The sequence below is a fragment of the Mesorhizobium sp. USDA 4775 genome (assembly GCF_054062655.1).
In genome coordinates this window covers 2,810,485-2,836,729 of sequence record NZ_JBSSFM010000001.1, presented here as the reverse complement: position 1 = coordinate 2,836,729, position 26,245 = coordinate 2,810,485, and the positions used below count along the sequence as shown (strand labels likewise).

The following is a 26,245-nucleotide window of genomic DNA, read 5'->3' as shown; positions in this document are numbered from 1 at the left end:
GAGCCATTATGCATTGGTCACGAGCCGGATGGCGGGGGCGCCGACATTGACCGACATCTGTTCTGAGCTTGCCGGTATTGCCCTGCGCCGGTGGCCGGTTTTGCCTTGCGCGGGTTCGCGTCTCTCAGGGCAGGACCCGACGCACCACTGCTTCCGTCGAAAGCCGCCAGTCCGGCGCAGACCAGCCGAAGGCGGAGGCGAACTTCGCGCTCGATAGCCGGGAATTGGCAGGGCGCCGCGCCTTGGTCGGGTAGTCCGTCGTCGTAATGTCGCGGACCCGCGCTGAAGGACCGCCAGACACGCGGCTCGTGTCGAGGATATGACGGGCAAAGCCGCTCCAGTTGGCCTCGCCGGTGCCGGCCAGGTGATAGATGCCGAACGCGGCGAAGTCCTTGTCGCGGTGCAGCGTGGCCGCGGCATGCAGGATCGCATCGGCGATATCCAGCGCTGAGGTGGGATTTCCCCATTGATCGGCCACCACTGAGATCTCGTCGCGGTCGGCCGCAAGCCGAAGCATGGTTCTCACGAAATTCTTGCCGAACGGACTGTAGACCCAGGCGGTACGCAGGATTAGGTTGCGCGGATTGGCGGCGGCCACCGCCTGTTCGCCGGCGAGCTTGGAAGCGCCGTATACGCTGGCTGGCGCGGTCGCATCGGTTTCGACATAGCTACCGGAAGCGCTGCCGTCGAAGACGTAGTCGGTCGAAAGGTGGATGACGGGAACGCCAAGCCGCGCCGCGGCTTGCGCCACCTTGCCGGCGCCGACGGCGTTCACCCTGAATGCCAGATCGGGCTCATCCTCGGCCTGATCCACGGCCGTGTAGGCGGCAGCCGAGACGACGACGTCAGGCCTGGCCGCAGCAATGGCTTCGATCACGGTGTCGGGGTTTGCCAGGTCGAGCTGCGGACGGCCAATGGCGATGACGTCTACACCGGCAAGCTGGCCGGCCTCCAGAAGGCTCGACACAACCTGGCCTTCGCGTCCGGTGACAACGAGCCTCACGCGGCCCCCTTGCGGGCTTCGCCCAGTCTTTCGCCGGCATAGTTCTGCTCGCGGATTGGCCCCCACCACCATTTGTTGTCGAGGTACCAGTCCACGGTTCTGGCCAGGCCGCTGTCGAAATTCTCGTTGGGCACCCAGCCGAGGTCCCGGCTTATCTTCGATGCGTCGATGGCATAGCGGCGGTCATGGCCGGGGCGGTCGGTGACGAAGGAAATCAGGTCGCGGTAGCTCTTGCCGCCGGCCCGGGGACGCCTGCTGTCGAGCAGGTCGCAAATCGTCTCGACGACGCTGAGGTTTGTCCGCTCCGAATTGCCGCCGACATTGTAGCTCTCGCCCGGCGTGCCTTTGGTGGCGACCAGTTCCAGGGCTCGGGCGTGATCCTCGACGAACAGCCAGTCGCGCACATTGGCACCGGCGCCATAGACCGGCAGCGGCTTTTCGTCGAGCGCGTTGAGGATGACGAGCGGGATCAGTTTTTCGGGAAAATGATAGGGGCCGTAATTGTTCGAACAGTTGGAAAGCACGACCGGCAGGCCGTAGGTCTCGTGCCAGGCGCGGACCAGATGGTCCGAGGCCGCCTTCGAGGCCGAATAGGGCGAGGACGGCGCGTAAGGCGTCTCCTCGACGAACATGCCGCCATCGAAAGGCAGGTCGCCGAACACTTCATCGGTCGACACGTGATGGAAGCGGAAGCGGCCCTTCCTGTCGTCGGCAAGGCCGCGCCAGTATTCGAGCGCCGCATTGAGGATGCGGTAGGTGCCGACGATGTTGGTCTCGATGAAGGCGCCAGGCCCATCGATCGAGCGGTCGACATGGCTCTCGGCGGCAAGGTTCATGACGATGTCGATATCGTCACGGCGCATTATGTCGAGCACCGCTTTCTCGTCGCATATATCGACCTGGGCGAAGCGATAATTGTGCGCGTTCTCGATTTGCCGCAGCGAGGCCAGGTTGCCGGCATAGGTGAGCTTGTCGAGATTGGTCACCCTATAGGCCGGATTGGCGCACAGATGCCGACACACCGCCGAACCGATGAAGCCAGCCCCGCCTGTCACCAGAAAATTCATGCCGCTATCCTCATGCCCATCAGGCAAACACTTCGGCCTCGGCGAGCACCGGCGCCTTGAGGTCCTTGTCCGAAAGCTGGAATCCGCCAGCCACTGAAGGCCATTCGATGCCGATGATGGGATCATCGAAGCGAACAGACCGATCGTGCTCGGGCGAATAGGTGTCGGTAACCTTATAGAGAACCTCGGTGTCGGGCACGAGCGTCACAAAGCCATGCGCGAAACCCTTCGGCACCAGAATCTGATTGCCCTTTTCGGCCGAAATCTCGCAGGCGACCCACTTCCCAAAGGTTTTCGAACCACGGCGGATATCGACTGCGACGTCGAGGATACTGCCGCGAATCACGCGCAGCAGCTTGTCCTGGGCCCGCGGCTCGAGCTGGTAGTGAAGCCCTCGCAAGACGCCTGCCGTAGCGGAATAGGAGTGGTTGTCCTGGACGAAAACCAAGTCGATGCCCGCCTGCGAAAACCGCTCGGCATTGTAGGTTTCCATGAAGAAGCCGCGTGCATCGCCATGTCGCTTGGGAACGATTTCCAGCACGCCATCGATGCCGAGGGACCTGATCTCCAAAGCTTAGCCCTCCAACAGATCGGCGACGCGCCGCCGCAGATAGGCGGCATATTCATTTTTGCCCAACCGAGTTGCGCGTTGCAGCACTTGCTCTGCCGTCAACCAGCCCTGCTCGAAGGCGATCTCCTCAGGGCAAGCAACCTTGATGCCCTGCCGATGTTCGATCGTGCGCACGAAAGAAGAGGCTTCGTGCAAACTGTCGTGCGTGCCGGTGTCGAGCCAGGCATAGCCACGTCCCAAACGGTGCACGTGCAGCTTGCCGCGCTCGAGATAGACATTGTTGACAGCCGTGATCTCGAGCTCGCCTCGCGCCGAGGGGCGGATCGTCGGGGCGATGTCGACCACGTCATTGTCGTAGAAATAGAGACCGGTGACTGCCCAGTTCGACTTCGGCTTCTGCGGCTTTTCCTCAATCGTCAGCGCGGTTCCGGTTGCCCTGTCGAAGGACACAACACCATAGCGCTCGGGATCCTCGACATGGTAGGCGAACACCGAAGCACCCGCTTCGCGCGCAGCGGCGGCGCGGCAAAGCTGCGACAGGCCGTCACCGAAATATATGTTGTCGCCAAGAATCATCGAGACACTGTCTTTGCCGATGAAATCACGGCCGATAATGAAAGCTTCCGCAAGACCATTGGGCTGCGGCTGCTCGGCGTAGGAGAACGCCAGCCCGAACTCCGATCCGTCGCCGAGTAAATCACGAAAAGCCGGCAGATCACGCGGCGTCGAAACAATCAGAATCTCACGGATTCCCGCGAGCATCAGTACGCTCAGCGGATAATAAATCATCGGCTTGTCGTATATCGGAAGGATTTGCTTAGAGACTGCTAATGTCAGTGGATAAAGACGCGTTCCACTGCCTCCAGCAAGGATAATTCCTTTCAAGAAGCTCTCCTTGACATGCTGAGCCCCCCGGCCCTGATCGACCGTGCTTAGGTTTCATTCAATGGCTTGTCAATGCGGCACCCGGCACAGGAGAGGTCTGTTTCGCACGCCAGGACATGACCTCCGCCACCCCTACCCAAAATACGCCTGGTACCACTCGACGAACCGCCCTACCCCGTCTGCCACGGACGTGCCGGGGCGGTAGCCAACAGCCTCCTGCAGCGCGGAAGTGTCGGCGAATGTGTCCGGCACGTCGCCGGCCTGCAGCGGCAAGAGTTCTATGACGGCCTTGCGGCCAAGCGCGCTTTCCAACGCCTCGACATAGGCGGTCAGCCTCACCGGATTGTTGTTGCCGATGTTGAAGATGCGCCAGGGCGCGCTGCTCGTTGCCGGATCCGGATGACCGGAATCCCAGGCGGGATTGCCGGCTGCAGGGCTGTCGCTGGTCCGGATCACACCTTCGGCGATGTCGTCGATATAGGTGAAATCGCGCGTGTGGTTGCCATTGTTGAACAGCTTGATCGGCTCGCCGGCCAGAATGCTCCTGGTGAACAGGAACAGCGCCATGTCGGGGCGCCCCCAGGGGCCATACACGGTGAAGAACCGCAGCCCGGTCGTCGGCAGCCCGAACAGATGGCTGTAGCTGTGCGCCATCAGCTCGTTGGCGCGCTTGGTCGCGGCGTAGAACTGCAGCGGATGATCGGCCGGGCGGTGCTCGGAAAACGGCATGTCGGTGTTGGCGCCGTAAACGCTCGAGGTGCTGGCATAGGTCAGGTGCGCTATGCCGGCATTGCGGCAGGCCTCCAGCATGTTGGTGAAAGCGACGATGTTGCTTTCGACATAGGCGCGCGGGTTTTCCAGGCTGTAGCGCACCCCTGCCTGGGCGGCGAGATGGATCACCCGATCAAAGCCGTGAGCGGCAAAGCAGCCGTCCACGATTTCGCTGTTTGCAAGATTGCCGTGGATGAAATGATAGCCGGCATTGGTGCGTTGGCTGGCTTCGGCCAGCAGCCGCAGCCGCGCCTGCTTGATCCGCGGGTCATAGTAGTCGTTGACGCTGTCGATGCCGACAACCTCGTCGCCACGCTCCAGAAGCCGCCTGGCGACATGATAGCCTATGAAGCCGGCGGCGCCGGTGACCAGAACCTTCATCGGAAGCGCCCATCCTCGGGAATGGATCCCTGACGTCTATGGCACGCCAATCTTCCTACAGACCTCAGGAGCGTTTCAGCAGCGACCAGACGGCCGGCACAAGGCTTGCCGCCAGCGCAACCTTGATGAGGTCGCCGACGATGAACGGCACGACGCCGAACTGCCAGGACTTTTCCGGGCCGATCAGCAACGCCAGCCAGGCAAAGCCCATCGCCATCATCACCACTTCGGCAACCAGCATAGCGTTGAAAAGCTTGATCGGGTGGCGATCCCAGCCGCGATCCGCGGCCCAGCCGACAATCGCCGCCATGACGACAAAGCCCGCGAGATAGCCACCCGTCGGGCCGACCATGTAGGCAAGGCCAATGCCCTTCTCAGGCGTGCCCTGGAAGACCGGGAAGCCCATGGCGCCTTCCGCCATGTAGAGCAGCAGCGTGGCGACGCCGAGGCGAAGGCCGAAGGCGGCGGCGATCAGCAAGACGGCGAGCGTCTGCATCGAGATGTCGACGGGCCCCAGCACAACCTTGGTCTTGGCCGACAGGGTCAGCAGCAGCGTTCCGGCAATCGCCAGGAAAAGCTGTGTTGCCAGTCGCGCCGCGCCTTCCTGCGGCAAAGCCAGAGAAACAAGCGGGCGCATCGTCGTTGCAGTTGCCATGGTCTTCCCCATTCGGTCTAGCGCGATCCTATAATCGCGGTCCTGCGTTTTCCTATATTGGCTTGCGTGCTATGCGGCAATCGGTTTTGCCGTTCCGGGAACAATGTGCCGACATGGCTCTCAAATTCGATACCAGCTTCGATCCGCACTACGGCCAGGGCGTGAACGTCGGCCCGGACGTGCAGCGCGTCACGGTCCGGAACCCCAGCCCCTTCACCTTTCATGGCACCAACAGCTATGTCATCGGGCGCGACACGCTGGCGGTCATCGATCCCGGGCCGGATGACGAGGCGCATCTTCAGACCTTGCTCGGCGTGATCGCCGGCAGGCCGGTCAGCCATATCTTCGTCAGCCACACGCATCGCGACCATTCCCCGCTGGCGGCCCGGCTGAAGGAGCGCACCGGTGCTTTGGTGATGGCGGAAGGGTCGCACCGGCCGGCGAGGCCACTGCATATCGGCGAGACCAATGCGCTCGACGCCAGCGCCGACACCGCTTTCATTCCCGACATCGCACTCCCGGACGGCGCGTTGGTCGCCGGCGACGGCTGGGCGATCCGTACGGTTCTGACCCCCGGCCACACCGCCAATCACGCGGTGTTCGCGCTGGAAGAAACCGGCATCCTGTTTTCGGCCGATCATGTCATGGCGTGGGCGACATCGATTGTCGCGCCGCCGGACGGGGCCATGGCCGACTACATGGCATCGCTGGACCGCCTGATCGAGCGCGACGACCGCCTGCTGCTGCCTGGGCACGGCGGGCCGGTGACGAAGCCGCGCGCTTTCATGCGGGGACTGAAGACCCATCGCAAGATGCGCGAGCGGGCCATATTGGAGCGGGTCAGAGCCGGCGACCGGACGATTCCCGACATGGTGAAGTCGATCTATCGCGACACCGATCCCCGGCTGCATGGTGCCGCCGGACTGTCGGTACTTGCCCATCTCGAGGACCTGGTGGCGCGCGGGATGGTATCGACAGACGCCGCCCCCGCTATCGACGGCATTTTCATCCCAGCCCGATAGGGCCTGCCTCCCCGGGGGGCTCCCGAAGGCGCTGGATCCGTGGGAAAATGCCTATTCGGCCGGAGCCGCTCCGACCTGGCCGGCGACTTCCTGATCCAGTTCCGCCAAGAAATCGGTGATGCGCGCGGCATTGTCACCAAGGTCGTAGCGGCCGTAACGCGAGGCCGACCGCATGTCGACGATCACGCTATCGCCATCGTCCGTCACACGGATCGCCACATCGGCCGGAAGGCCGAGCACGAAACCCTTGGCGACAGCGGTGATGGTCACGTCGCTTTGCCCGGCAAGGTCGGGATAGGGTTCGGAAAGATCCCAACTGCGCCGGTCGAGCACGGTTTCGACGGCATTGACGATGGTCTCGAATGGCAGGTCGTAGCTGCGCGCGGTGACCAATGGATAGCTGTCGGCCTGCAGCCTCTGTTCGCCCGGCGTCGATGGGGACAGCACATTCATGTCCTTTGTCCGCTCGCTGACGTCGAGCGCGGGCGGCTCATCGAAATCGGTCGAAATGTCCCTGAGCGGCGGATAGATCGTCGCCCAGTAGGCGGCAACGCCATAGGGGGCCAGCACCAGCAGTGCCAGCAAGGCGCCGACGGTCAGGTCGCGGCCGCCGCGATCGCCGAATTTCCATAGTCTCGAAAAGGCAAAGGCGGCGAACAGCAGCGCCAGCGCCGCGAGCAGCGCGACGATGCCGAGCACCCACAGGAACACCGGCGTCTCGACGAGATCGAAGCGGTGGCCGGCGAAGTCGGTCAGCAAAAGCACCGCTGAAAACGCGGCCGTGCGCCGCGACCAGCCGGCAGCCTTCGACGTTCGCCGTTCGGGAATGCTAACCATGGTTCTCTGCGTTGCCCCAACCCGGACGGAGGTTTAGTGCCTTTTCGCGGCGGCTTGAAGCCGAAACACGCAACATCCCCTCAATCCGTCGGCAAGCGGTAGTCCCTGAACTGCTGGCGCAAGGTGATCTTCTGGATCTTGCCGGTGGCGGTATGCGGTATTTCGCCGACGAAGGCGACATCGTCGGGCATCCACCACTTGGCCACCTTGCCATCCATGAAGTGGAGAATATCCGCCTTGGTCGGCTCCTTGCCGGGCTTGGTAACGACGACCAGCAAGGGCCGCTCGCCCCATTTCGAATGATGGACGCCGATCGCCGCAGCTTCCGCCACGTCCGGGTGGCCGACGGCCAGATTCTCGAGATCGATGGTCGAAATCCATTCGCCGCCGGACTTGATGACGTCCTTGGCACGATCGGTGATCTGCATGTAGCCGCCGGCGTCGATGTGAGCGACATCTCCGGTATCGAACCAGCCGTCCTCATCGAATTGCTCCGCCCCGGCGCCACCATAATAGGCGCGAGCGACGGCCGGGCCGCGCACTTTCAGGCGGCCAAAGGTCTTGCCATCCCAGGGTTGCGCATTGTTCTCGTCATCGGTCACCTTCATTTCGACGCCGAAGGGCGGGTAGCCCTGCTTTTGCTTGATATCAAGCCGAGCCTCGCCCTGGAGAGCGGTATATTCCGGCTTCAAGGTACACAGCGTGCCGAGCGGCGACATTTCAGTCATGCCCCAGGCATGGATGACCTCGACACCGTAATCGTCATGGAACTTCGTCATGATCGCGCGTGGACAGGCAGAACCGCCGATGACGACCTTGTTGAGATAGGGAAGCTTCTTGCCGGTCTCCTCCAGATATTGCAGCAGCATCATCCAGACGGTCGGTACGGCGGCGCTGAAGGTTACCTTCTCGGTGTCGAGCAACTCATAGATCGAGGCGCCGTCCATCTTGCAGCCGGGCATGACCAGCTTGGCGCCGATCATCGGCCCGCTCTGGCCAAGGCCCCAGGCATTGGCGTGGAACATCGGCACAACCGGCAGGATCGTGTCGCGCGACGACAGGCCCATCGCGTCGGGCATGGCGGCGATCATGGCGTGCAGCACGTTAGAGCGGTGGCTGTAGACGACGCCCTTGGGATCGCCTGTGGTGCCTGATGTGTAGCACATGCCGGCGGCGGTGCCTTCGTCGAAGGCCTTCCAGGCGAAGTCGCCATCGGCCTCGTCAAGCCAGTCCTCATAGGCGACGGCATTGGGCAAGGTCGTCTGTGGCATGTGCACCTTGTCGGTCAGCACGATCACCTTCTTCAGCGATTTGACGGCACCGGCGATCTTTTCCAGCAAAGGAATGAAGGTGAGGTCGACGAAGACCGCCTTGTCCTCGGCATGGTTCATGATCCAGACGATCTGCTCGGGAAACAGGCGCGGATTGAGCGTGTGATAGATCGCGCCGACGCCCATGATGCCGTACCAGGCCTCGAGGTGGCGCGCCGTGTTCCAGGCCAGCGTGGCGATCCGGTCGCCCAAGCCATAGCCGTCCCGCTCCAGCCGCTGGGCGACCTTGAGAGAACGACGATGGATGTCGGCGTAGGTGGTGCGCACGATCGGCCCCTCGATCGAGCGCGATACGATCTCGCGCACCCCATGTTGCCGTTCGGCGTTGTCGATAAGCTTGTGGCACAGCAGCGGCCATTCCTGCATCAGCCCCAGCATCCGGTTCCTCCTCCCTCGCGCATTTTGCGTCGTAGCTTTGGCGCATTGTGAAGCGAACCGGCGGATTGTCCAGTCACCCGCTCGCGCGGCACACGAATTTCAGGGTCCGTGCCGCAACGGCAAGCAGTTGAATTTTGACATGTTTTGGATTTTGGACTGCTGGGCATTCGTGCCACCGCGATGGCAGGAGGGTCGAAAACACTGCAGGCGCTACGGTGTCCTATCCCACGAATTGACTGGGAAATCCGCCACAATCCGGCCATCGTCGGCGTTAAGCTTCGTTAACGGGTAAAGGGGGCGATTGGCGACTGAAAGAGGTTCGCATGGACACGCAGCTCGACGACAAAGCCCTTGAGAGCACACTTGCCGAAAGCCTGGCCGATCTGGTGCCGGACGAAAAGACTGTTTCCGAAGACGAATTTGTTGAAGTTGTCGGCGGCGCGCTCGAAGCGGTCGGCGGCACGCTCCTGTTCAAGATGTGCGTCCAGAACGAGGGGGAAGGCCAGCACGTCGCGGCCGCATCCGTCGGCGCTGGAGGCAATCGCCAGTTCCTGCTGCTCACCTTGCCGACCGGCGGCGGCTCGCTGAAGGTCGAGACCGTTTCCAGGAGCAGCAACCCGGTTGCGGGCATCGCGGCCGCCTATGCCGGACTGATGGACGCATTCAAGACCGCCGCCTGAGCCACGGCTGCCACTCGAAGCGCTGCAGCGCCACGCCTTGGTGATTGGCGCGCCTGTTTTCGTGATGTGAACCCACCTTGCGCAACAGCTGTGCCCGCCACACTTTAAGGGGCCACGCAAGGAGAACCAGCATGGACAAGATCGCCAACCCGGCACCCGGCTTCCAGCGCAACCCCGACAAGATCATCACCATCGAACCCTATGTCGGCACCGTCACGGTGCGCGCTGGCGATACGGTCATCGCGTCGTCCACGAAGGCCAAGGTCCTGAGCGAAGCGCCCTATCCCGCCGTCTTCTACATTCCGTTCGCCGACATCGATTTCGACAGGCTGAGCGGCACCGAACACTCGACCCATTGCCCTTACAAGGGCGATGCCAGCTATTGGAGCGTGCTGCCTGCCGGCGAAGCCGGTCAGAACGCGATGTGGGCCTATGAGCGGCCTTTCGACGAAATGACCGAAATCCGCGACCACGGTGCTTTCTACGCCAGCAAGGTGACAATCGAAGCCACGCCGGGTTGAGTAGGGGTCAGTTCCAGCTCGTCCTGCGGAATTAGTCCGTGGTGCCGTGATTGCCTGTGCCGTCGGCATCGTCGAGGCGCACGAAGATCATGCCTTTGGCTTTCAGCGCCAGCAGGCCTTGCACCACGCCCTGGCCGGCGGCGTGGGTCGGCTGGTTGATGTGTGAGATGATGACGTCGCCGTCCTTGGCCGCGGCGATGCGCTTGGCGGTTTCCTTGGCGCCGAGCAGCGAACCGCCATCGCCATTGATCGAGAAGCCGGCAATCTTGAAGCCGAGCTTGCGGATCATCGCGATCGCCGAGGGGCTGTATTCGGCAGTTGCACCGCGGAACCATTTGGGCGTCGGCTCGCCGGTCCTGGCGAGTGCCGCGGCCCCCGACTCGACTTCGGCCAGCACGGCATCCGGGCTGCCGGCGCTCTTTATGCCATAGATCTTCTGTGGCGTGTCGACCGCCGGAATGTGGCGGCCGCCGTGATTTTCCAGTTCGAAAAGGTCTGGATGCGCCCGCATGATCTCGACGGCCGCGGCATTGCGCTTCAGCCAGATGCCGGTGACGAAAATGGTGGCGGGGATCTTGTTTTCCACCAGGGCCGAGAGAATGCGTGTGTCGGTCCGTCCGTCGCAAGCATCGAGCGTGAGCGCAACGCGGCCCGCTCCGCTCGCCGCGGGCTTGATGTGCAGCGTGGGCTCGACCAGCGTCGCGGCATGGGCGCTGGATACAGCCACCAACGACATGGCGATCATGCAGAGATGTCTTTGCAGCAGACGCATCAAACCGAATTCCTGATTGGCGATTTCAAGCCGGCATCCAAAGACCCGCATGAAGGCGGAAATCGGACGATGGATAGCAGAAAAATGCATGGCGCGGCAATTTGACTGCCCTGGTGCACGCGCCATTTCGGCAGCCTGACGAGCCGTTGCCCTTCAGACAGCGCGTTGCCGCTTCATCTCGGTGCGATTACGCAATGCCTTGATCTCCCTATCCGCGCCCCGCTTTCGCCACCTGTACCGCGGCCTGCGCGGCCGCCAGCCTGGCGATCGGCACGCGATAGGGCGAGCACGACACATAGTCGAGCCCGACCTCCTCGCAGAAGCGGATCGATGCCGGGTCGCCGCCATGTTCGCCGCAGATGCCGAGCTTGATGTCGGGGCGCGTCGCCCTGCCCTTTTGCGCGGCCATGCGCACCAATTCCCCTACGCCGTCGATGTCGAGCGAGACGAATGGATCCTGCTCGATGATGCCTTTCTGGCGGTAGGTCTCCAGGAACGAGGCCGCATCGTCGCGCGAGATGCCGAACGTGGTCTGGGTGAGGTCATTGGTGCCGAAGGAGAAGAACTCGGCTGTAGCGGCGATGACATGGGCGCGGATCGCCGCGCGCGGCAGTTCGATCATCGTGCCGGTGAGGTAGTCGATCTTGACGCCGCTCTCCTCCATGACGCTCTTGGCGACCGCATCGATGCGCGCCTTCACATAGTCGAGCTCCTTCACCAGGCCGACCAGCGGCACCATGATTTCGGGGACGACCAGCGCGCCGGCCTTCTGGCCGGCCTCGACGGCGGCCTCGAAAATGGCGCGTGCCTGCATCTCGGCGATCTCGGGATAGGAGACGGCCAGCCGGCAGCCGCGATGGCCGAGCATCGGATTGAATTCGTGCAAGGCCTCGGTGCGCTGCCTGAGCTTGTCGGGCGACACATTCATGACGGCCGCGACCTCGGCGATTTCGGCCTCGGTCTTGGGCAGGAATTCATGCAGCGGCGGATCGAGCAAGCGTATTGTCACCGGCAGGCCGGCCATGATCTCGAACAATTCCAGGAAATCCGAGCGCTGCATGGGCAGAAGCTTGGCAAGGGCGGCGCGCCGATCCTTTTCGGTGTCGGCCAGGATCATCTCGCGCATGGCGACGATGCGGGCGCCGTCGAAGAACATGTGCTCGGTGCGGCAGAGACCGATGCCTTCAGCGCCGAAAGAACGCGCCATGCGGGCATCGAGCGGGGTTTCGGCATTGGTGCGCACCTTCATGCGGCGCACGGCGTCCGCCCATTCCATGATGGCGGCAAAATCGCCGGACAGTTCGGGCTGCAGCATCGCCACGGCGCCCTTCAGCACCTGGCCGTTGCCGCCGTCGATGGTGATGATGTCGCCCTTGCGGAAGGTCTGCCCCATCGAGAGCAGCGTGCCGGCCTTGTAGTCGACGCGCAGCGAGCCGGCGCCAGACACGCAAGGCTTGCCCATGCCGCGCGCGACGACGGCGGCATGGCTGGTCATGCCTCCGCGCGTGGTCAGGATACCTTCCGCGGCGTGCATGCCGTGGATGTCCTCGGGGCTGGTCTCGATGCGCACCAGGATCGCCTTGCGGCCCTGTGCCTTCAAGTCTTCCGCATCGCCGGAGGAAAAGACGATCTCGCCGGTGGCAGCGCCAGGCGAGGCCGGCAGGCCGACGCCGATGACGTCGCGCGCGGCCTTCGGGTCGATGGTCGGGTGGAGCAATTGGTCGAGCGAGGCCGGATCGATGCGGGCGACGGCTTCCTCCTTCGTGATCAGGCCGTCCCTTGCCATTTCGACGGCAATCTTCAGCGCCGCCTTGGCGGTGCGCTTGCCCGAGCGGGTCTGCAACATCCACAACTTGCCGCGCTCGATGGTGAATTCGAGGTCCTGCATGTCGCGATAGTGCTTTTCCAGGCTGTCGGAGATGGTGACGAAGGATTGGAAGGCGTCCGGCATCAGCTTCTGCAGCGACGGCTTGTCGGAAACCGGCTGCGATGCGGGCGGCTTCGGTGATGTTCTGCGGCGTGCGGATGCCGGCGACGACATCCTCGCCCTGTGCGTTCACCAGGAATTCGCCATAGAGCTGCTTTTCGCCGGTCGAAGGGTTGCGCGTGAAGGCGACGCCGGTGGCCGAGGTCTCGCCCATATTGCCGAACACCATGGCCTGGACGTTGACCGCCGTGCCCCAGCTTTCGGGAATGTCGTGCAGGCGACGGTAGGTGATGGCGCGGTTGTTCATCCAGCTCGAGAACACCGCGCCGATGGCGCCCCAGAGCTGCTCCTGTGGATCCTGCGGGAACGGCCTGCCGAGCTCTTCCTCGACCTTGGCCTTGTAGAGCGCGATGACGCCTTGCCATTCGATGGCCGTCAGTTCGGTGTCGAGCTCATGGCCGAGGCTTGCCTTCTGGTCTTCGAGGATTTCCTCGAACACCTCGTGATCGAGGCCCATGACGACATCGGAATACATCTGGATGAAGCGGCGGTAGCTGTCATAGGCAAAGCGCGCATCGCCGGAATCGGTGGCCAGCGCCTCGACCGTTTCGTCGTTGAGGCCAAGATTGAGCACGGTGTCCATCATGCCCGGCATCGAGGCGCGAGCTCCGGAGCGCACCGACACCAGCAGCAGCTTCGAAGGATCGCCGAACCGGCGGCCGGTCAGCCGGCCGATGTGATCGAGCGCGACCGCGACATCGCCTTCCAGCCCCGCCGGATAGGCGCGGCCATTGGCATAATAGGCATTGCAGACCTCGGTGGTGATGGTGAAGCCTGGCGGCACCGGCAGGCCCAGGCTGCACATCTCGGCCAGGTTGGCTCCCTTGCCGCCCAGCAGATTCTTGTCGCCGGCACGGCCTTCCGCCGCACCATCGCCAAAGGTGAAAACCCATTTGGTCATGCTTTGCTCTCCGGTTGCAGGAGATTGGAAAGATTGGCGAAACGGAAAGTTCCACCCTGGTCCGACTTTGGAGCGATATGATGCTGCAGTGCGAAAGGCAAGCGCCGGCAGAGCCGTCCCGCCGCTACAATCGATTAAGAAAAAGCCTCGCTTCGGCATGCGTCAAAAAGACTTGCCACCTCACCACTTGATGACTAGAACATAAAGGGAACAAAAAGGTGCCCCATGAAACTGACTGGAAAGCTCGACTATCTGGAAATGCCGGCGACCGGCGGCACGCTGGACCGGTTGAAGGCTTTCTACAGTGCCGCCTTTGCCTGGTCGTTCACCGACTACGGGCCGACCTATTCGGCCTTTGCCGAGGGTCTGGATGGCGGTTTTCAGGCGGATACCGCGGAAGCACCTGCCCAGCCACTGCCAGTGCTCTATAGCGACGACCTCGAGGAAACCCTCGGCGCCGTCGAAAGTGCAGGCGGCACGATCATCAAGCCGATCTTCCCGTTTCCCGGCGGCCGGCGCTTCCACTTCGTCGATCCGGCCGGCAACGAGCTGGCTGTCTGGGGCAAATAGCCTTCCCGAATGGGATCCGGTGGCATTTGTGGATTGCTCGATTTGGGCGTTCCTGCCATCGCTCATAACCATTGTGCTTTTCGGCTGCTCTGCTAATAACGCGCCGCACAAGCGACTCTGACGGCTATTGGGGCGTCGCCAAGTGGTAAGGCATCGGTTTTTGGTACCGACATTCCCAGGTTCGAATCCTGGCGCCCCAGCCATCCCATTGCCACCGGATGGTTGCGCCGCGGCCTGATCCGTGCTTGGCCTGGATCGTCCTGCGGCTCAAGGCCTCGGACCGATGTCAGCTCTCTTCGAAGATTGTTGGAGCAGATGAACTTTTATTCGGTGGCCATATCGACCGCCTTTATCGTCACGCTCGTTGCGGTTCTGGTCCTCGCACTACTGCCAGTGCCCGAGCTTCAGGAATTCGGGTTCGATATCGGTTTCGAAAATGACAGGGTCAATCACGCCAGCGCATTCGCCACCCTGGCTGCTCTTGGAGCTTTTGGCTGGCCCAGGCGCATAGTCACGCTGGTCATTTTCCTGGCGCTGGTCGGGGCCGCCATCGAAGTCCTTCAGGGCACGACGCTGATAGACCGCGATCTCGACATGTTCGACTGGGTTGCCGATTGCATCGGCATTGCGGGCGGCCTCGTGGTCGCGCTGTGTGTAAATTGGGTCATGCGCCGCAAAGGCTGATAGCCAACCGCACCCTGCTCTGCTGGCCGGAGCCGCCAATCCGAACGCTTCAGCTCGCCTCGCGCATCGCCTCGGCGGCCTGAAGGTCGACCGAAACGAGCTGGCTGACGCCCTGCTCGGCCATGGTCACGCCAAACAGCCGGTCCATGCGTGCCATGGTGATCGGATTGTGGGTGATGATGACGAAGCGCGTCTCGGTGGTCTTGGCCATCTCGTCCATGAGATTGCAGAAGCGCTCGACATTGTGATCGTCGAGCGGCGCGTCGACTTCGTCGAGCACGCAGATCGGCGCCGGATTGGTCAGGAAGACGGCGAAGATCAGCGACATCGCCGTCAGCGCCTGCTCGCCACCGGACAGCAGCGTCATGGTCTGCGGCTTCTTGCCGGGCGGGCGGGCAAGGATTTCAAGCCCTGCCTCGAGCGGATCGTCGGACTCGATCAGCTGCAATTCCGCCGTGCCGCCGCCGAACAGATGCGAGAACAGCCGCTGGAAGTGGCTGTTGACCACATCGAAGGCGGCGAGCAGCCGCTCGCGGCCTTCGCGGTTGAGGCTCTGGATCGCCTGCCGCAGCTTGCGGATCGCCTCGATGATATCCTCGCGCTCGGTAACGATCGCTTCGAGCCGGTCGGAGAGCTCCTTCTGCTCTTCCTCGGCGCGCAGATTGACGGCGCCGAGCCGTTCGCGCTCGATCTTCAACCGGTCAAGCTGGCGTTCTATCTCGGCCATTTCGGGGATCGGGTCGTCGGCTTCCAGGCCGGTATGGCGGATGACCAGATGCGGCGGCGTGTTCAGCGTTTCCTGGATACGCGCCTCGACCTCGAGCCGGCGCTCGTCGGCCGCCGTCAGCCTTTCCTCGGCGCGGGCACGGGTCTCACGCGCCTCGGCCAGCGACTGGATGGCCGATGTGGCTCCCTTGTCCAGTTCGGCCTGCCGGTTTTCCGCTTCCTGCAGCCGGTCGGCGGCCGCCTTGCGCAAGGTCTCGGCCTCGGTGAGCTGCGACAGCAGCGCGCGCCGCTTGGCATCGATCTCATCGGGCGCATCGGCCAGCCGTTCGCGCTCGGCCTCGGCCTCGGCCTTGCGCTCGCCGAGCGAGGCGATCTGGGTCGAGGCGTTTTCGGCGCGTACCAGCCAGTTGCTGCGCTCGGCACCGATGGCATCGAGCCGGCGCGTCCGCGCCTCGGCCTCGCGCCGCAGCCCTTCATGGACGGCCCGCGCGTCGGCAAGCGTGGCGCGGTCGCGGGAGACATTGGCCGAGGACTGTTCAAGCTGCAATTGCAGGTCGCCGAGATCGGGCGCGTCCTGCAGCAGCATTTCGGCCTCGACGAAGGCCGCCGAGGTTTCCTCATGGCTGTCGACGATGCGCGCGCGCGCCTCATCGAGTGCCGCGCGCCGGCTCGCCAGCTCGCCGCCGGCCTTTTCGGCCTCGGCCAGCGCATTGCGGGCCGCATCCAGCCGGTGCTGAGCGTCGCGTCCAGCCTGGCGCGTGTTGCGTTCGGCCTCGCTTGCCTGGCGAAGCGCCTGCTCGGCCCGTGCTAGCGCATCCTCAGCCTGGCGCAGCACAAGTGTCGCTTGCACTGCTTCGGCATCAAGTTCGGCAAGCCGGTTCTTCTGCGCCAGCCTTTGTGCGGCGGCCGTCGGCGCATCGGCGCTGGCGGTCAGGCCGTCCCAGCGCCAGAGCGCGCCTTCACGGCTGACCAGTCTCTGGCCGGGCGCAAGCAGCGCCTGGAGCCGGCGGCCGTCAGCGGCCTCGACGATGCCGATCTGCGCCAGGCGGCGGGCAAGCTGCGCCGGGGCGCGAACCACGCTGGCCAGGCTCTTGATGCCTTCCGGCAGTGCCGCGTCGCCCGGCTGGATCTGGCTTTCGCCCCAATGCGCCGGCGCGCTGCGGTCGAGCGGCACGTCGAGGTCTTCGCCAAGGGCAGCACCCAGCGCCGTCTCGAAGCCGCGCTCGACACTGATTTGCTCCAGTACCGAAGGGAAGAGATCGCCACTGGCGGCATTGAGGATCTTGGCCAGCGTGCGTGCTTCGGTCTCGATCCGCGCCAGTTCGGCCCTGGCGTCCTGAAGCGGCGGGCGGGCAGCGCTTTCGTCGGCTCGGGCATCGATGACCGATTGTTCGGCCTGCGCCACGGCGGCTTCGGATTCTTCCAGCAGCGCCATGGCCTGTTCGACCAGCACGCGCTTTTCGGCCGGATCCGGCAGGCCGGCGACCTTGGAGAGGATATCCGACAATTCGCGGTCGACCTCGGCGAGCTGGCGGGCGAAGCGGTCGCGGCGCTCGGCCGTTTCGCGCAGCGTGCGCTCGATCTGATGGCGCGAAGCGGCGGCCTCGGCCCGTTCGGCGGTCAGCGCGGCAAGCCTGGCTTCGCTTTGCGCCAACGTCGATGCCGCCTGTTCGAAAGCCGCGCGGGTGGTGGCCTCGCGCTCCGCGGCGCCGGCGTTCTCGGAATTCAGCGTGGCTTCTTCGGTGCGCAGCCGTTCGAGGACATCGGCATTGTCGCGCACCATCCGCTCCTCGCGAGCGATGTCGCCGTCGAGCTGCTGCAGGCGGCGCTCGATTTCGGCCTGGCGGTTGCGAATGCGGCCGGCTTCCTCCTCGATCTGCGACCTGGCGATCGACAGGCGCTGGAAGGCGGCGGCAGCGGCGGCTTCCGCGTCGCGCAGATCGGGCAGGCGATGAGCGCTGATGCCCTGCTCCTTGGCCGCGTTCATCTGCGCGGCGGCGCGGTCGCCGACCAGTGCCGTGGCAACAGCCAGCGCGGAACGTGCCTCGCCTTCCTGTGTCTTGGCGAGCGTCCAGCGCAGATGCAGCAATGTCGCTTCGGCCTTGCGGATATCGGCCGACAGGTTCTTGAAGCGCGAGGCCTGGCGCGCCTGGCGCTTCAGGCTTTCGATCTGGCTTTCCAATTCGCCGACGACGTCGTCCAGGCGTTCCAAATTCTGTTCGGCCGCCTTCAGCCGCAGTTCCGCCTCGTGGCGGCGGGTGTGCAGGCCGGAAATGCCGGCGGCCTCTTCGAGCAGCGCGCGGCGCGCCTGCGGCTTGGCCTGGATCAGTTCACCGATGCGGCCCTGCCCGACCATCGACGGCGAGCGCGCGCCAGTCGACTGATCAGCGAACAGAAGCTGCACATCCTTGGCGCGCGCTTCCTTGCCATTGATGCGGTAGAGCGAGCCGGCCTCGCGCTCGATGCGGCGCGACACCTGCAACTCGTCGGCATCGTTGAACGCAGCGGGCGCCGAACGATCACTGTTGTCGAGGAAAAGCGTGACTTCGGCGGTGTTGCGGGCGGGCCGCGTGCCTGAACCGGAAAAGATGACGTCGTCCATGCCGGACGCGCGCATGTTTTTGTAGGAGCTTTCGCCCATCACCCAGCGCAACGCCTCGACAAGGTTCGACTTGCCGCAGCCGTTCGGCCCGACAATACCCGTGAGGCCGCGTTCGATGACGAACTCGCCGGGCTCGACGAAGGACTTGAAACCGAGGAGGCGAAGGCGCGAAAACTTCATTCGCGCCGCCCCGCAAGCGGGTTCCGCAAAAGTGTTCCGCGGTTTTGCGAATAGAGCCCGCGACAAGGCAAATGGATGGGCACGCCGAAGCGCTGCCGCTTCAGCGCTGCGCGAGCGTCAGAGCAGAGGGTCGATGATGGCCGACATTTCCTCAATCGACATCGCCCCTTTGTAGGTCTTACCGTTGATGAAGAAGGTCGGTGTCGAGTCGACCTTGAATTCATTGGCGCCGCGCTTCTGGACCGATCTCACATCGTCCAGAAGTTTCTGGTCCGTCAAGCAGGCCTCGAAGGACTCCTGTGTAAAACCGGCGAGCTTCGAGATTTGCAGCAGCGCATCCTTGGTGTTCGAGACGCCAACCCAGTTCGCCTGCTGCCTGAACAGCACGTCCACCATCGGGAAATAGTTGTCCTTGGCGCAGCGCGCCAGCATGAAACCGGCTTCCGCGCTCGGGTCGAACGGGAATTCGCGCAGGATATAGCGTGCCTTGCCGGTGTCGATGTACTTCGTCTTCAGGTCCGGGAAGGTGGTTTCGGCGAAATGCGCGCAATGCGGGCAGGTCATCGAGGCGTATTCGACGATGGTGACCTTGGCGTCATCCTTGCCGAGCTGCTTGTCAGGCAGCGCGCCCGGCTTCAACAGTTCTGCCATATCGACATTGCCCTGGGATTCGGGAACCTTGGCGGCAGCCGGCGTGGCGGGCTTTGCGGGAGCGGCCGGATCCGCGGGCTTCACATCCGCCGCCTTGGCCTGCTCGCCGGAGTCGCTGCAGGCGGCAAGCAGGGCCACCGCCGGAATGGCGGCCAGCGAAGACAGGACGTTTCTGCGAGACAGACTTTTGCCGAACGGAGGACGGTTCATACGAATCACCTGACAAGGGTTGAATTTTGCAATGCAAAGGCACGAAAAGGCGAGAGTTGGCGCGAATTAAGGCATCTCCATCCCCAATCCAATCGTGAAACCTGACAAAGGCGATCACGAATGCGAGATGTTGACGACGAATCCATGACTGTCTTCAAGGGGTTTTTGACTTCCTTTCACCCAAAATGGTTGCGCCAAGCCTTTCCAGCGAGGCGCGCAGCCCGTCATCCTCGATCAGTTCGACCGTACTGGACAGTCTGGTCTGCTCCGCCGCCGTCAACGGCCTGAAGGTCGGTTTAGGCCGTCCCTTGTCCGTCGTCACCGGTTTTTGCACGATCCTGATGCGGCCTATTGCCGTAAAGCCGAGGAAAGCGTTGACCCGGTTGATGATCTCGCCGGTCTCGTGCTGCAGATGAAGTGCTGCCATGCCTTCACAGGCAATGACCAATACCGCCGGCTCGAACGGATCGTCCTCATGCAGGCGGCGTGGCCATTGAATTTTCTCAGGCCGCGAGCGGCTGGCCAGGCGCGGCCCGGCGATCTCTTCCCAGGACTGGACGAGACCAATCGAGATGCCTGCCCGTTTGCGCAGCACCGGGTCGAGGATTTTGGTGGCAAGATCGCTCACCGGAACGGGATTGCCGTAGGGCGTTCTCCCTGCCATGTACGTTCTCCAGCCGCGACCCCAGCAGATTACCGGCAAGGCCAATACACGATCAATGGCACCAGCAGACCAGACCCGCAAGACCCAGGCACGCAAGGCCCAGACACGCAAGGCAATGCCGGACGATACCGCGTCGCGCCTGCTCGCCTGGTACGACGTGCATCATCGCGAGCTGCCGTGGCGGGTGAGCCCGCGCGAGCATGCACGCGGCGTGCGGCCCGATCCCTACCGCATCTGGCTGTCCGAAGTCATGCTGCAGCAGACCACAGTCGAGGCGGTGAAATCCTATTTTCGAGCCTTTGTCGAGAAATGGCCCGATGTCGAGGCACTGGCCGCGGCGCCGACCGAGGACGTGATGAAGGCCTGGGCGGGGCTCGGCTATTACTCCCGCGCCCGCAACCTCAAGGCCTGCGCCGATCTGGTGGCGGCACGCGGCGGCCGGTTTCCCGACACCGAGGCCGGTTTGAGAGACCTGCCCGGCATCGGCGCCTACACCTCGGCGGCGATCACGGCGATCGCTTTCGACCGCCCCGCTGCCGTGGTCGACGGCAATGTCGAACGCGTCATATCGAGGCTGTTTTCGATCACCACGCCGCTCAGCGAAGCCAAGACCGAGATACGCGCCCATGTCGAGGCCATGGTGCCGGTGGCGAGGCCGGGCGATTTCGCCCAGGCGATGATGGATCTCGGCGCCACGATCTGCACCCCGCGCCGGCCGCGCTGCATGCTGTGCCCGCTGCGCGAGAGCTGTAGTGCCGTCGTTTCGGGCGACCCTGAAAACTTCCCGGTGCGGCTGCCCAAAGCCGACAAGCCGCAGCGACGCGGTGCTGCTTTCGTCGCCATGCGCGAGGACGGGGCCATACTTCTGCGAAAACGGCCGGACAAAGGTCTGCTCGGCGGCATGACCGAGGTGCCGACAACGGGCTGGACCGCGCGGGTGGACGGCGCCACCACGCAGGCGGCGGCGCCCTTTCCCGGCGACTGGCGGCGCGCCGGGACAATCACGCATGTCTTCACCCATTTCGCGCTCGAGCTCGAAGTCTTTCACGCCCACATCAAAGGTGCTGCGCCGGCAGGGCATTTCTGGTCGCACGCCCACGAGATTTCCGAAGAGGCCCTGCCCACTGTCATGAAAAAGGCAATCGAGGCTGCGATACCCGGCGCGACGAAAAAGCAACGCCCGCATTGAAAGAGGCTTCATGACCGAGATCCGCCACATCGTTTTCGACATCGGCCGCGTGCTGATCCACTACGATCCAGACATTCCGTTCAGCCGCCTCATCCCCGATGCCGAAGAGAGAAAGTGGTTCTTCGACAATATCTGCACGCATGACTGGAACATCGAGCAGGATCGCGGCCGGAGCTGGGAAGAGGCCGAGGCGCTGCTGATTGCGGACTATCCCGACCATGCGGAAAACATCCGCAATTTCCGCCGCCACTGGCACGACATGGTGCCGCATGCCTATGACGACAGCGTCGCCATAATGCTTGGCCTGATCGAGAGCGGCCATGATGTGACCATGCTGACCAACTTCGCCTCCGACACTCTGGCGGAAGCCCGCGAACGCTTCGATTTCCTCAATCGGCCACGCGGCGTGACCATCTCCGGCGAGATCGGCAAGATCAAGCCGGATCGTGACATTTATGACCATCACGTGGCTGCGTTCGGGCTCGAACCCTCGGCGACGCTGTTCATCGACGACAGCCAGAAGAATGTCGACGGCGCCAAGGCCGCGGGCTGGAAAGCCGTGCTGTTCACCGATGCCAGGACGCTTCAAGCAGATCTTGAACGCTTGGGAATCAAGGCGCGATCTGAATCGCTTGCGGCGATGCGCTGAGATTTTGATTCAACGCAATACGCGATAATTCGGCAGGGGGTCAGCCCCCTGCCCGCTCCATGCCGAGACGGGCGATGCGGCGCAGTTCGTCGATCGGGGTCAGCCCGCCGCTGCGCTCATAATGCCAGAAGGTCCAGCCATTGCAGGCGTCCAGCCCCTGCACTTCGGCGCCGATCTTGTGGATCGAGCCGGCGCTGTCGCCGATCGCCACCGTGCCGTCGGCGCGCACCTTGGCCGCCCAGCGCTTCTTGGCGTCGTACAGCGTGACGCCCGGCTGCATCAGCCCGGTGTCGAGAAGGCTGACGAAGGCGACGCGCGGCTCGGCGCGCTTGCCGGTTAACACCGTCAGATCAGCATCCTCCAGCGGCCGCACCGCATCGATACGCTCGTTGGCGGCGTCGATATAGGGCTGCTCGCGCTCAATGCCGACGAAATGGCGACCAAGACGCTTGGCGACCGCACCTGTCGTGCCGGAGCCGAAGAAGGGGTCGAGCACGATGTCGCCGGGCTTGGTCGAGGCCATCATGATGCGGGCGAGCAGCGCTTCCGGCTTCTGCGTCGGGTGCAGCTTGTCGCCATTGTCGTTCTTCAGCCGCTCGCCGCCGGTGCAGATCGGGAACAGCCAGTCGGAGCGCATCTGGATGTCGTCGTTGGACGCCTTCAGCGCCTCGTAGTTGAACGTATAGCCCTTGCCCTTCTGGTCCCGGGAAGCCCAGATCATCGTCTCATGCGCGTTCTGAAAACGGCGGCCACGGAAATTCGGCATCGGATTGGTCTTGCGCCAGACCACGTCGTTGAGGATCCAGAAGCCCAGATCCTGCATCTTGGCGCCGACCCGGAAGATGTTGTGATAGGAGCCGATGACCCAGATGGTGCCGTTGGGCTTCAGCACGCGGCGCGCCGCCAAAAGCCACGCGCGGGTGAAGGCGTCATAGGCCTCAAAATTCTCGAACTGGTCCCAGTGATCGTCGACCGCGTCAACCTTGGACTGGTCGGGCCGGTGCAGATCGCCGTCGAGCTGCAGATTGTAGGGCGGATCGGCGAAGATGACGTCGATCGACTTTTCGGGTAGGCGGTCGAGGGCCGCGACGCAGTCGCCCTTGAGGATCGTGTCCAGCCATTCGGATTGCTGGGGAGCGCGGGACAACTCGTGGAGAAGACGCACGGCAGACATTTTTACACCCAAGGCACGCGTTACTGTTTACTCCCCGTTATGGTTACCGATCAGCGTAAATATTCGGTGAAGGCCGGCGCGATCGCCTGCCAGGTTTGCGAAGGCCGGGCCATTGGTGTATGCCGCGCCGCCTGAGGCCTTCCTGGCCGCTTCATCCTTTCTTTGTCCGGATCACCATGCCCCAGCCAGACCTTGTCATCTTCGATTGCGACGGCGTGCTCGTCGATTCCGAAATCATCGCCGCGCGGGTCGAGGCCGAGCTGATAACGCTCGCCGGATATGAAATCTCGGCCGAGGAGATTGCCGAAAGCTATGCGGGCCTGACGTTCAAGGACATACTGATGCGGATCGAGGAGAAGTCCAAGATTCCGTTCCAGGCGTCGCTGATCGACCGCGCCGAAGAGCTCGTCGACCGCAAACTGCGCAGCGATGTGCGTGCCATCGAGGGCGTGCGCGAAGCGGTCGCCTCGGTCACGGCGCAACGCTGCATCTGCTCTAACTCACGCTCGGAGCGGATAGAATTCATGCTGGAGAAAGTGCATCTGCTGACCTTCTTCGCCGGCCGCATCTTCTCGGCACTGGAAATACCGAGCAAAAAGACCAAACCCGCGCCGGACGTGTTCCTGTTCGCGGCGGAAAGACTCGGCGCGAACCCAGCCAACACTTTCGTCATCGAGGATTCCGTGCACGGCGTCGCCGGCGCCAAGGCAGCCGGCATGCGGGTGATCGGCTTCACCGGCGCCAGCCACAGCTACCCTGGCCATGCCGACGCGCTGACCGAGGCCGGCGCCGAAACGGTGATCCGCCGCTGGGCAGAGCTGAAAAGCGTGATCGCGGCGCTTTCGGAATGGTCGGCCGACGCCTGAGCACCGTGCGCCGCCACGCACGTTGCCCTTAAAGTATCAGGACTAGACCCCGACTAGTTTGTCGCCGCGGCCCTCTTCCTGTGGGTCTTCTTCGGCTTGTCCGTCGCCTTCGGCGCGGTTTCGTCATAGCCGGCATAGACCTGATAATCCTGCGCCGTCGGTGCCGGCACGACGACATTGGAATCGGTGAAGACGAACTGGGTGGCGACCGACGGATCGGTGACCTGGACCTGGTACTGGTGAATCTGCGAATAGAGCACGTCGGTGCCGTGCATCACCGCGGTGCGGATCGGCATGGTGATGGTGCCGGGCGTAAACTTCGCTCCCGGCACGATCTTGCCGGCAACCGCTATCTTCATCGTCAGCTGTCCGTCGGCACGGCTGCAATCGCGGGTCACGTCGGAAATCGACGCCTGGTAAATGATCCTCGCGGAATCATCAGGCGGTGTGGCAGCGGCGGCGTCAGCCGCGGCCTGCGCCGCGGCATCCGCGGCGGCGTCGCCGGTCTTCTTGAGCTTCGGCTTGGCCTTCTTGACCTCGTTGGCATAGGTGTTGAAAAAGGCCGTGCCGTCGCGCACCGTCACCCGCGGGCAATAGGCGTTCAGCTGGCTGGCCAGAATCTTGGGATCCTGCGGAGGCGGAGGCGCCGTCGGGTCCTTCTTGCCGAAACCGAGGTTAAGGATGCCATTGTCGCCCGATTGGCAGCCGGCGGCGGCGAGCATAAAGCCGGTGAGCGCAAGACCCGCCAAAAAGCGGCCACTTGATGTACGAAACGCCATGAAACTGCACTTCCCTCTCGTAAAGCTGGTGACGTATATCAACGGCGCGGCAAAAATGCGACTGGAGCCGGCACAGAAATTAACCACCTTGTGGTGAACGGAAAAGCCAAGCGGCAACGGGACTGAGATATGCAATATGTGAGTACGCGCGGGGAAGCACCCGCGCTTGGATTTTCCGATGCCGTGCTGGCGGGGCTGGCACGCGATGGCGGGCTTTACGTGCCGCGCGAGTGGCCGCAGTTTTCAGCTTCCGATATCCGTGCCATGCGTGGCCTTGCCTATCCCGATCTCGCGATCCGCGTGCTGTCGCCGTTCCTTGGCGGCGAAATTCCGGCGCCGGTCTTCGAGCGCCTGGTGCGCGAAGCCTATGCCACGTTCCGTCACGAGGCGGTCTGCCCGCTTGTCCAGACCGGCCCCAACACGTTTGTCCTCGAACTCTTCCATGGGCCGACGCTGGCATTCAAGGATGTGGCGATGCAGCTGCTCGCCCGGCTGATGGACCATGTGCTTGCCGAACGCGACCAGCATGCCACCATCGTCGGCGCCACGTCAGGCGACACCGGCGGCGCGGCGATCGACGCCTTTGCCGGGCGCAGCCGCACCGACATCTTCATCCTGTTCCCGCATGGCCGCGTTTCGCCGGTGCAGCAGCGGCAGATGACGACGTCGAAGGCGGAAAACGTCCATGCGCTAGCGATCGAAGGCAATTTCGACGACTGCCAGGGGCTGCTCAAGGACATGTTCAACGACCACGCCTTCCGCGACCGGGTGGCGCTGTCGGGGGTCAATTCGATCAACTGGGCGCGCATCATGGCCCAGATCGTCTACTATTTCTCCTCGGCCCTGTCGCTCGGCGCGCCGGACAGACCGGTGTCGTTCACCGTCCCGACCGGCAATTTCGGCGATATCTTCGCCGGCTATGCCGCCAAGAAAATGGGCCTGCCGATCGAACGGCTGGTCATCGCCACCAACGACAACGACATATTGGCGCGCACTTTCGCCACCGGCGAGTACCGCACCAAGGGTGTCTTTGCGACCACTTCGCCTTCGATGGACATCCAGGTTTCGTCGAATTTCGAACGCCTGCTGTTCGAAGCCTCCAACCGCGACGCGGCGACCGTGCGACGCTACATGGACGGCCTGAAGCAGTCCGGCGCCTTCACCATTGAAGCCCGTGAAATCAATGGGATGCGGTCGGAGTTCGACGCCGGCCGCGCCACCATGGACGAGGTCGCCGCCACCATCCGTTCGACGCTCGCGGCCAGCAATTACCTGCTCGACCCGCACACGGCGGCAGCCGTGCATGTCGCGGCTGGCAAGGCGGCAAGCGCCGTGCCGATGGTGGTGCTGGGCACAGCGCACCCGGCCAAATTTCCGGCCGCCGTCGAGGCCGCCAGCGGCGTCTCGCCGGCCCTGCCCGCATGGCTAGGCGGATTGATGACATTTGAGGAAAAATACACGGTACTTCCATCCGACCTGAAAATGGTGGAAGATTACGTCAGCCGCCGCGCGCGGGCGGCGCGTTAGGGAGTACGAACC

23 protein-coding genes, 1 tRNA gene and 1 pseudogene are annotated in these 26,245 nt (G+C 63.4%); 10 read left to right on the top strand and 15 right to left on the bottom strand.

The annotated features are described in order from the left end of the window. Positions 1 to 124 precede the first annotated feature (124 nt). The 6 genes from rfbD to ACVILI_RS13560 all read right to left on the bottom strand — a co-directional run bounded on the left by rfbD (position 125) and on the right by ACVILI_RS13560 (position 5,333). A complete protein-coding gene (gene rfbD / locus ACVILI_RS13585; protein ID WP_038645461.1) occupies positions 125 to 1,003 on the bottom strand; it encodes a dTDP-4-dehydrorhamnose reductase in 879 nt (292 codons plus the stop codon). Continuing rightward, the gene (gene rfbB, locus ACVILI_RS13580; RefSeq protein WP_019857027.1) at positions 1,000 to 2,070 is read right to left on the bottom strand and encodes a dTDP-glucose 4,6-dehydratase; all 1,071 of its coding nucleotides are present in this window, start codon (positions 2,068 to 2,070) and stop codon (positions 1,000 to 1,002) included. The genes rfbD and rfbB overlap by 4 nt, the downstream gene beginning before the upstream one ends. Before the next feature lie 19 nt (positions 2,071 to 2,089). Further along, the gene (gene rfbC / locus ACVILI_RS13575; RefSeq protein WP_019857026.1) at positions 2,090 to 2,641 is read right to left on the bottom strand and encodes a dTDP-4-dehydrorhamnose 3,5-epimerase; all 552 of its coding nucleotides are present in this window, start codon (positions 2,639 to 2,641) and stop codon (positions 2,090 to 2,092) included. A 3-nt stretch (positions 2,642 to 2,644) separates the two neighbouring features. Continuing rightward, the gene (gene rfbA, locus ACVILI_RS13570) at positions 2,645 to 3,526 is read right to left on the bottom strand and encodes a glucose-1-phosphate thymidylyltransferase RfbA (RefSeq protein ID WP_038645459.1); all 882 of its coding nucleotides are present in this window, start codon (positions 3,524 to 3,526) and stop codon (positions 2,645 to 2,647) included. A 132-nt stretch (positions 3,527 to 3,658) separates the two neighbouring features. After that, a complete protein-coding gene (locus ACVILI_RS13565) occupies positions 3,659 to 4,678 on the bottom strand; it encodes an NAD-dependent epimerase (protein ID WP_038645458.1) in 1,020 nt (339 codons plus the stop codon). A gap of 64 nt (positions 4,679 to 4,742) precedes the next feature. Continuing rightward, the gene (locus tag ACVILI_RS13560; RefSeq protein ID WP_027046626.1) at positions 4,743 to 5,333 is read right to left on the bottom strand and encodes a biotin transporter BioY; all 591 of its coding nucleotides are present in this window, start codon (positions 5,331 to 5,333) and stop codon (positions 4,743 to 4,745) included. A 113-nt stretch (positions 5,334 to 5,446) separates the two neighbouring features. Here ACVILI_RS13560 and ACVILI_RS13555 point away from each other — a divergent pair, with 113 nt between their 5' ends. Beyond that, positions 5,447 to 6,355 (top strand): MBL fold metallo-hydrolase, encoded by a 909-nt coding sequence (locus ACVILI_RS13555; protein WP_038645456.1) that lies wholly within the window; start codon positions 5,447 to 5,449, stop codon positions 6,353 to 6,355. Between the two features lie 51 nt (positions 6,356 to 6,406). Here ACVILI_RS13555 and ACVILI_RS13550 read toward each other — a convergent pair whose 3' ends face one another. Both ACVILI_RS13550 and ACVILI_RS13545 read right to left on the bottom strand, forming a co-directional pair. Next, complete coding sequence (locus ACVILI_RS13550) at positions 6,407 to 7,192, bottom strand: DUF1499 domain-containing protein (protein ID WP_038645453.1); 786 nt, start codon at positions 7,190 to 7,192, stop codon at positions 6,407 to 6,409. An 80-nt stretch (positions 7,193 to 7,272) separates the two neighbouring features. Next, a complete protein-coding gene (locus tag ACVILI_RS13545) occupies positions 7,273 to 8,901 on the bottom strand; it encodes a fatty-acid--CoA ligase (protein WP_038645452.1) in 1,629 nt (542 codons plus the stop codon). Between the two features lie 323 nt (positions 8,902 to 9,224). Here ACVILI_RS13545 and ACVILI_RS13540 point away from each other — a divergent pair, with 323 nt between their 5' ends. Both ACVILI_RS13540 and ACVILI_RS13535 read left to right on the top strand, forming a co-directional pair. Next, the gene (locus ACVILI_RS13540; protein ID WP_010914922.1) at positions 9,225 to 9,581 is read left to right on the top strand and encodes a hypothetical protein; all 357 of its coding nucleotides are present in this window, start codon (positions 9,225 to 9,227) and stop codon (positions 9,579 to 9,581) included. Between the two features lie 131 nt (positions 9,582 to 9,712). Next, positions 9,713 to 10,102, top strand: a complete 390-nt coding sequence (locus ACVILI_RS13535; RefSeq protein ID WP_019857019.1) for a DUF427 domain-containing protein — start codon at positions 9,713 to 9,715, stop codon at positions 10,100 to 10,102. A 31-nt stretch (positions 10,103 to 10,133) separates the two neighbouring features. Here the strand turns inward: ACVILI_RS13535 and ACVILI_RS13530 are convergent, their stop codons facing one another. Further along, a complete protein-coding gene (locus tag ACVILI_RS13530; RefSeq protein WP_027046625.1) occupies positions 10,134 to 10,874 on the bottom strand; it encodes a polysaccharide deacetylase family protein in 741 nt (246 codons plus the stop codon). Between the two features lie 208 nt (positions 10,875 to 11,082). Further along, a pseudogene (ppdK, locus tag ACVILI_RS13525) lies at positions 11,083 to 13,762 on the bottom strand (pyruvate, phosphate dikinase). Positions 13,763 to 13,987: 225 nt separating this feature from the next. Here ppdK and ACVILI_RS13520 point away from each other — a divergent pair. The 3 genes from ACVILI_RS13520 to ACVILI_RS13510 all read left to right on the top strand — a co-directional run bounded on the left by ACVILI_RS13520 (position 13,988) and on the right by ACVILI_RS13510 (position 15,016). Beyond that, a complete protein-coding gene (locus ACVILI_RS13520) occupies positions 13,988 to 14,332 on the top strand; it encodes a VOC family protein (protein ID WP_038645446.1) in 345 nt (114 codons plus the stop codon). Between the two features lie 128 nt (positions 14,333 to 14,460). Beyond that, positions 14,461 to 14,535: transfer RNA gene (locus ACVILI_RS13515), tRNA-Gln, on the top strand. A gap of 112 nt (positions 14,536 to 14,647) precedes the next feature. After that, positions 14,648 to 15,016: a VanZ family protein gene (locus ACVILI_RS13510; RefSeq protein ID WP_038645443.1), complete on the top strand. Its 369-nt coding sequence runs from the start codon at positions 14,648 to 14,650 to the stop codon at positions 15,014 to 15,016. Between the two features lie 49 nt (positions 15,017 to 15,065). Here ACVILI_RS13510 and smc read toward each other — a convergent pair whose 3' ends face one another. From smc to ACVILI_RS13495, 3 genes are all read right to left on the bottom strand, one after another. Further along, positions 15,066 to 18,524, bottom strand: coding sequence for a chromosome segregation protein SMC (smc, locus tag ACVILI_RS13505; protein WP_038645441.1), 3,459 nt, complete (start codon positions 18,522 to 18,524; stop codon positions 15,066 to 15,068). A gap of 117 nt (positions 18,525 to 18,641) precedes the next feature. Next, positions 18,642 to 19,385 (bottom strand): DsbA family protein, encoded by a 744-nt coding sequence (locus ACVILI_RS13500; protein WP_027046623.1) that lies wholly within the window; start codon positions 19,383 to 19,385, stop codon positions 18,642 to 18,644. Between the two features lie 154 nt (positions 19,386 to 19,539). Further along, positions 19,540 to 20,049: a DUF721 domain-containing protein gene (locus tag ACVILI_RS13495; protein ID WP_019857012.1), complete on the bottom strand. Its 510-nt coding sequence runs from the start codon at positions 20,047 to 20,049 to the stop codon at positions 19,540 to 19,542. Between the two features lie 55 nt (positions 20,050 to 20,104). Between ACVILI_RS13495 and mutY the strand changes: the two genes are divergently transcribed. Both mutY and ACVILI_RS13485 read left to right on the top strand, forming a co-directional pair. Next, the gene (mutY, locus tag ACVILI_RS13490; RefSeq protein ID WP_081296020.1) at positions 20,105 to 21,238 is read left to right on the top strand and encodes an A/G-specific adenine glycosylase; all 1,134 of its coding nucleotides are present in this window, start codon (positions 20,105 to 20,107) and stop codon (positions 21,236 to 21,238) included. 10 nt (positions 21,239 to 21,248) lie between these two features. Next, positions 21,249 to 21,887, top strand: coding sequence for an HAD family hydrolase (locus tag ACVILI_RS13485; RefSeq protein ID WP_038645437.1), 639 nt, complete (start codon positions 21,249 to 21,251; stop codon positions 21,885 to 21,887). A gap of 40 nt (positions 21,888 to 21,927) precedes the next feature. Here ACVILI_RS13485 and ACVILI_RS13480 read toward each other — a convergent pair whose 3' ends face one another. Continuing rightward, positions 21,928 to 23,061 (bottom strand): site-specific DNA-methyltransferase, encoded by a 1,134-nt coding sequence (locus tag ACVILI_RS13480; protein WP_038645434.1) that lies wholly within the window; start codon positions 23,059 to 23,061, stop codon positions 21,928 to 21,930. Positions 23,062 to 23,237: 176 nt separating this feature from the next. Between ACVILI_RS13480 and ACVILI_RS13475 the strand changes: the two genes are divergently transcribed. Beyond that, complete coding sequence (locus ACVILI_RS13475; RefSeq protein ID WP_027046621.1) at positions 23,238 to 23,927, top strand: HAD family hydrolase; 690 nt, start codon at positions 23,238 to 23,240, stop codon at positions 23,925 to 23,927. Positions 23,928 to 23,980: 53 nt separating this feature from the next. Here ACVILI_RS13475 and ACVILI_RS13470 read toward each other — a convergent pair whose 3' ends face one another. Then, complete coding sequence (locus ACVILI_RS13470) at positions 23,981 to 24,706, bottom strand: hypothetical protein (RefSeq protein ID WP_027046620.1); 726 nt, start codon at positions 24,704 to 24,706, stop codon at positions 23,981 to 23,983. A gap of 129 nt (positions 24,707 to 24,835) precedes the next feature. Here ACVILI_RS13470 and thrC point away from each other — a divergent pair, with 129 nt between their 5' ends. Next, positions 24,836 to 26,233, top strand: coding sequence for a threonine synthase (gene thrC, locus ACVILI_RS13465; protein ID WP_019857007.1), 1,398 nt, complete (start codon positions 24,836 to 24,838; stop codon positions 26,231 to 26,233). Positions 26,234 to 26,245: the final 12 nt, after the last annotated feature.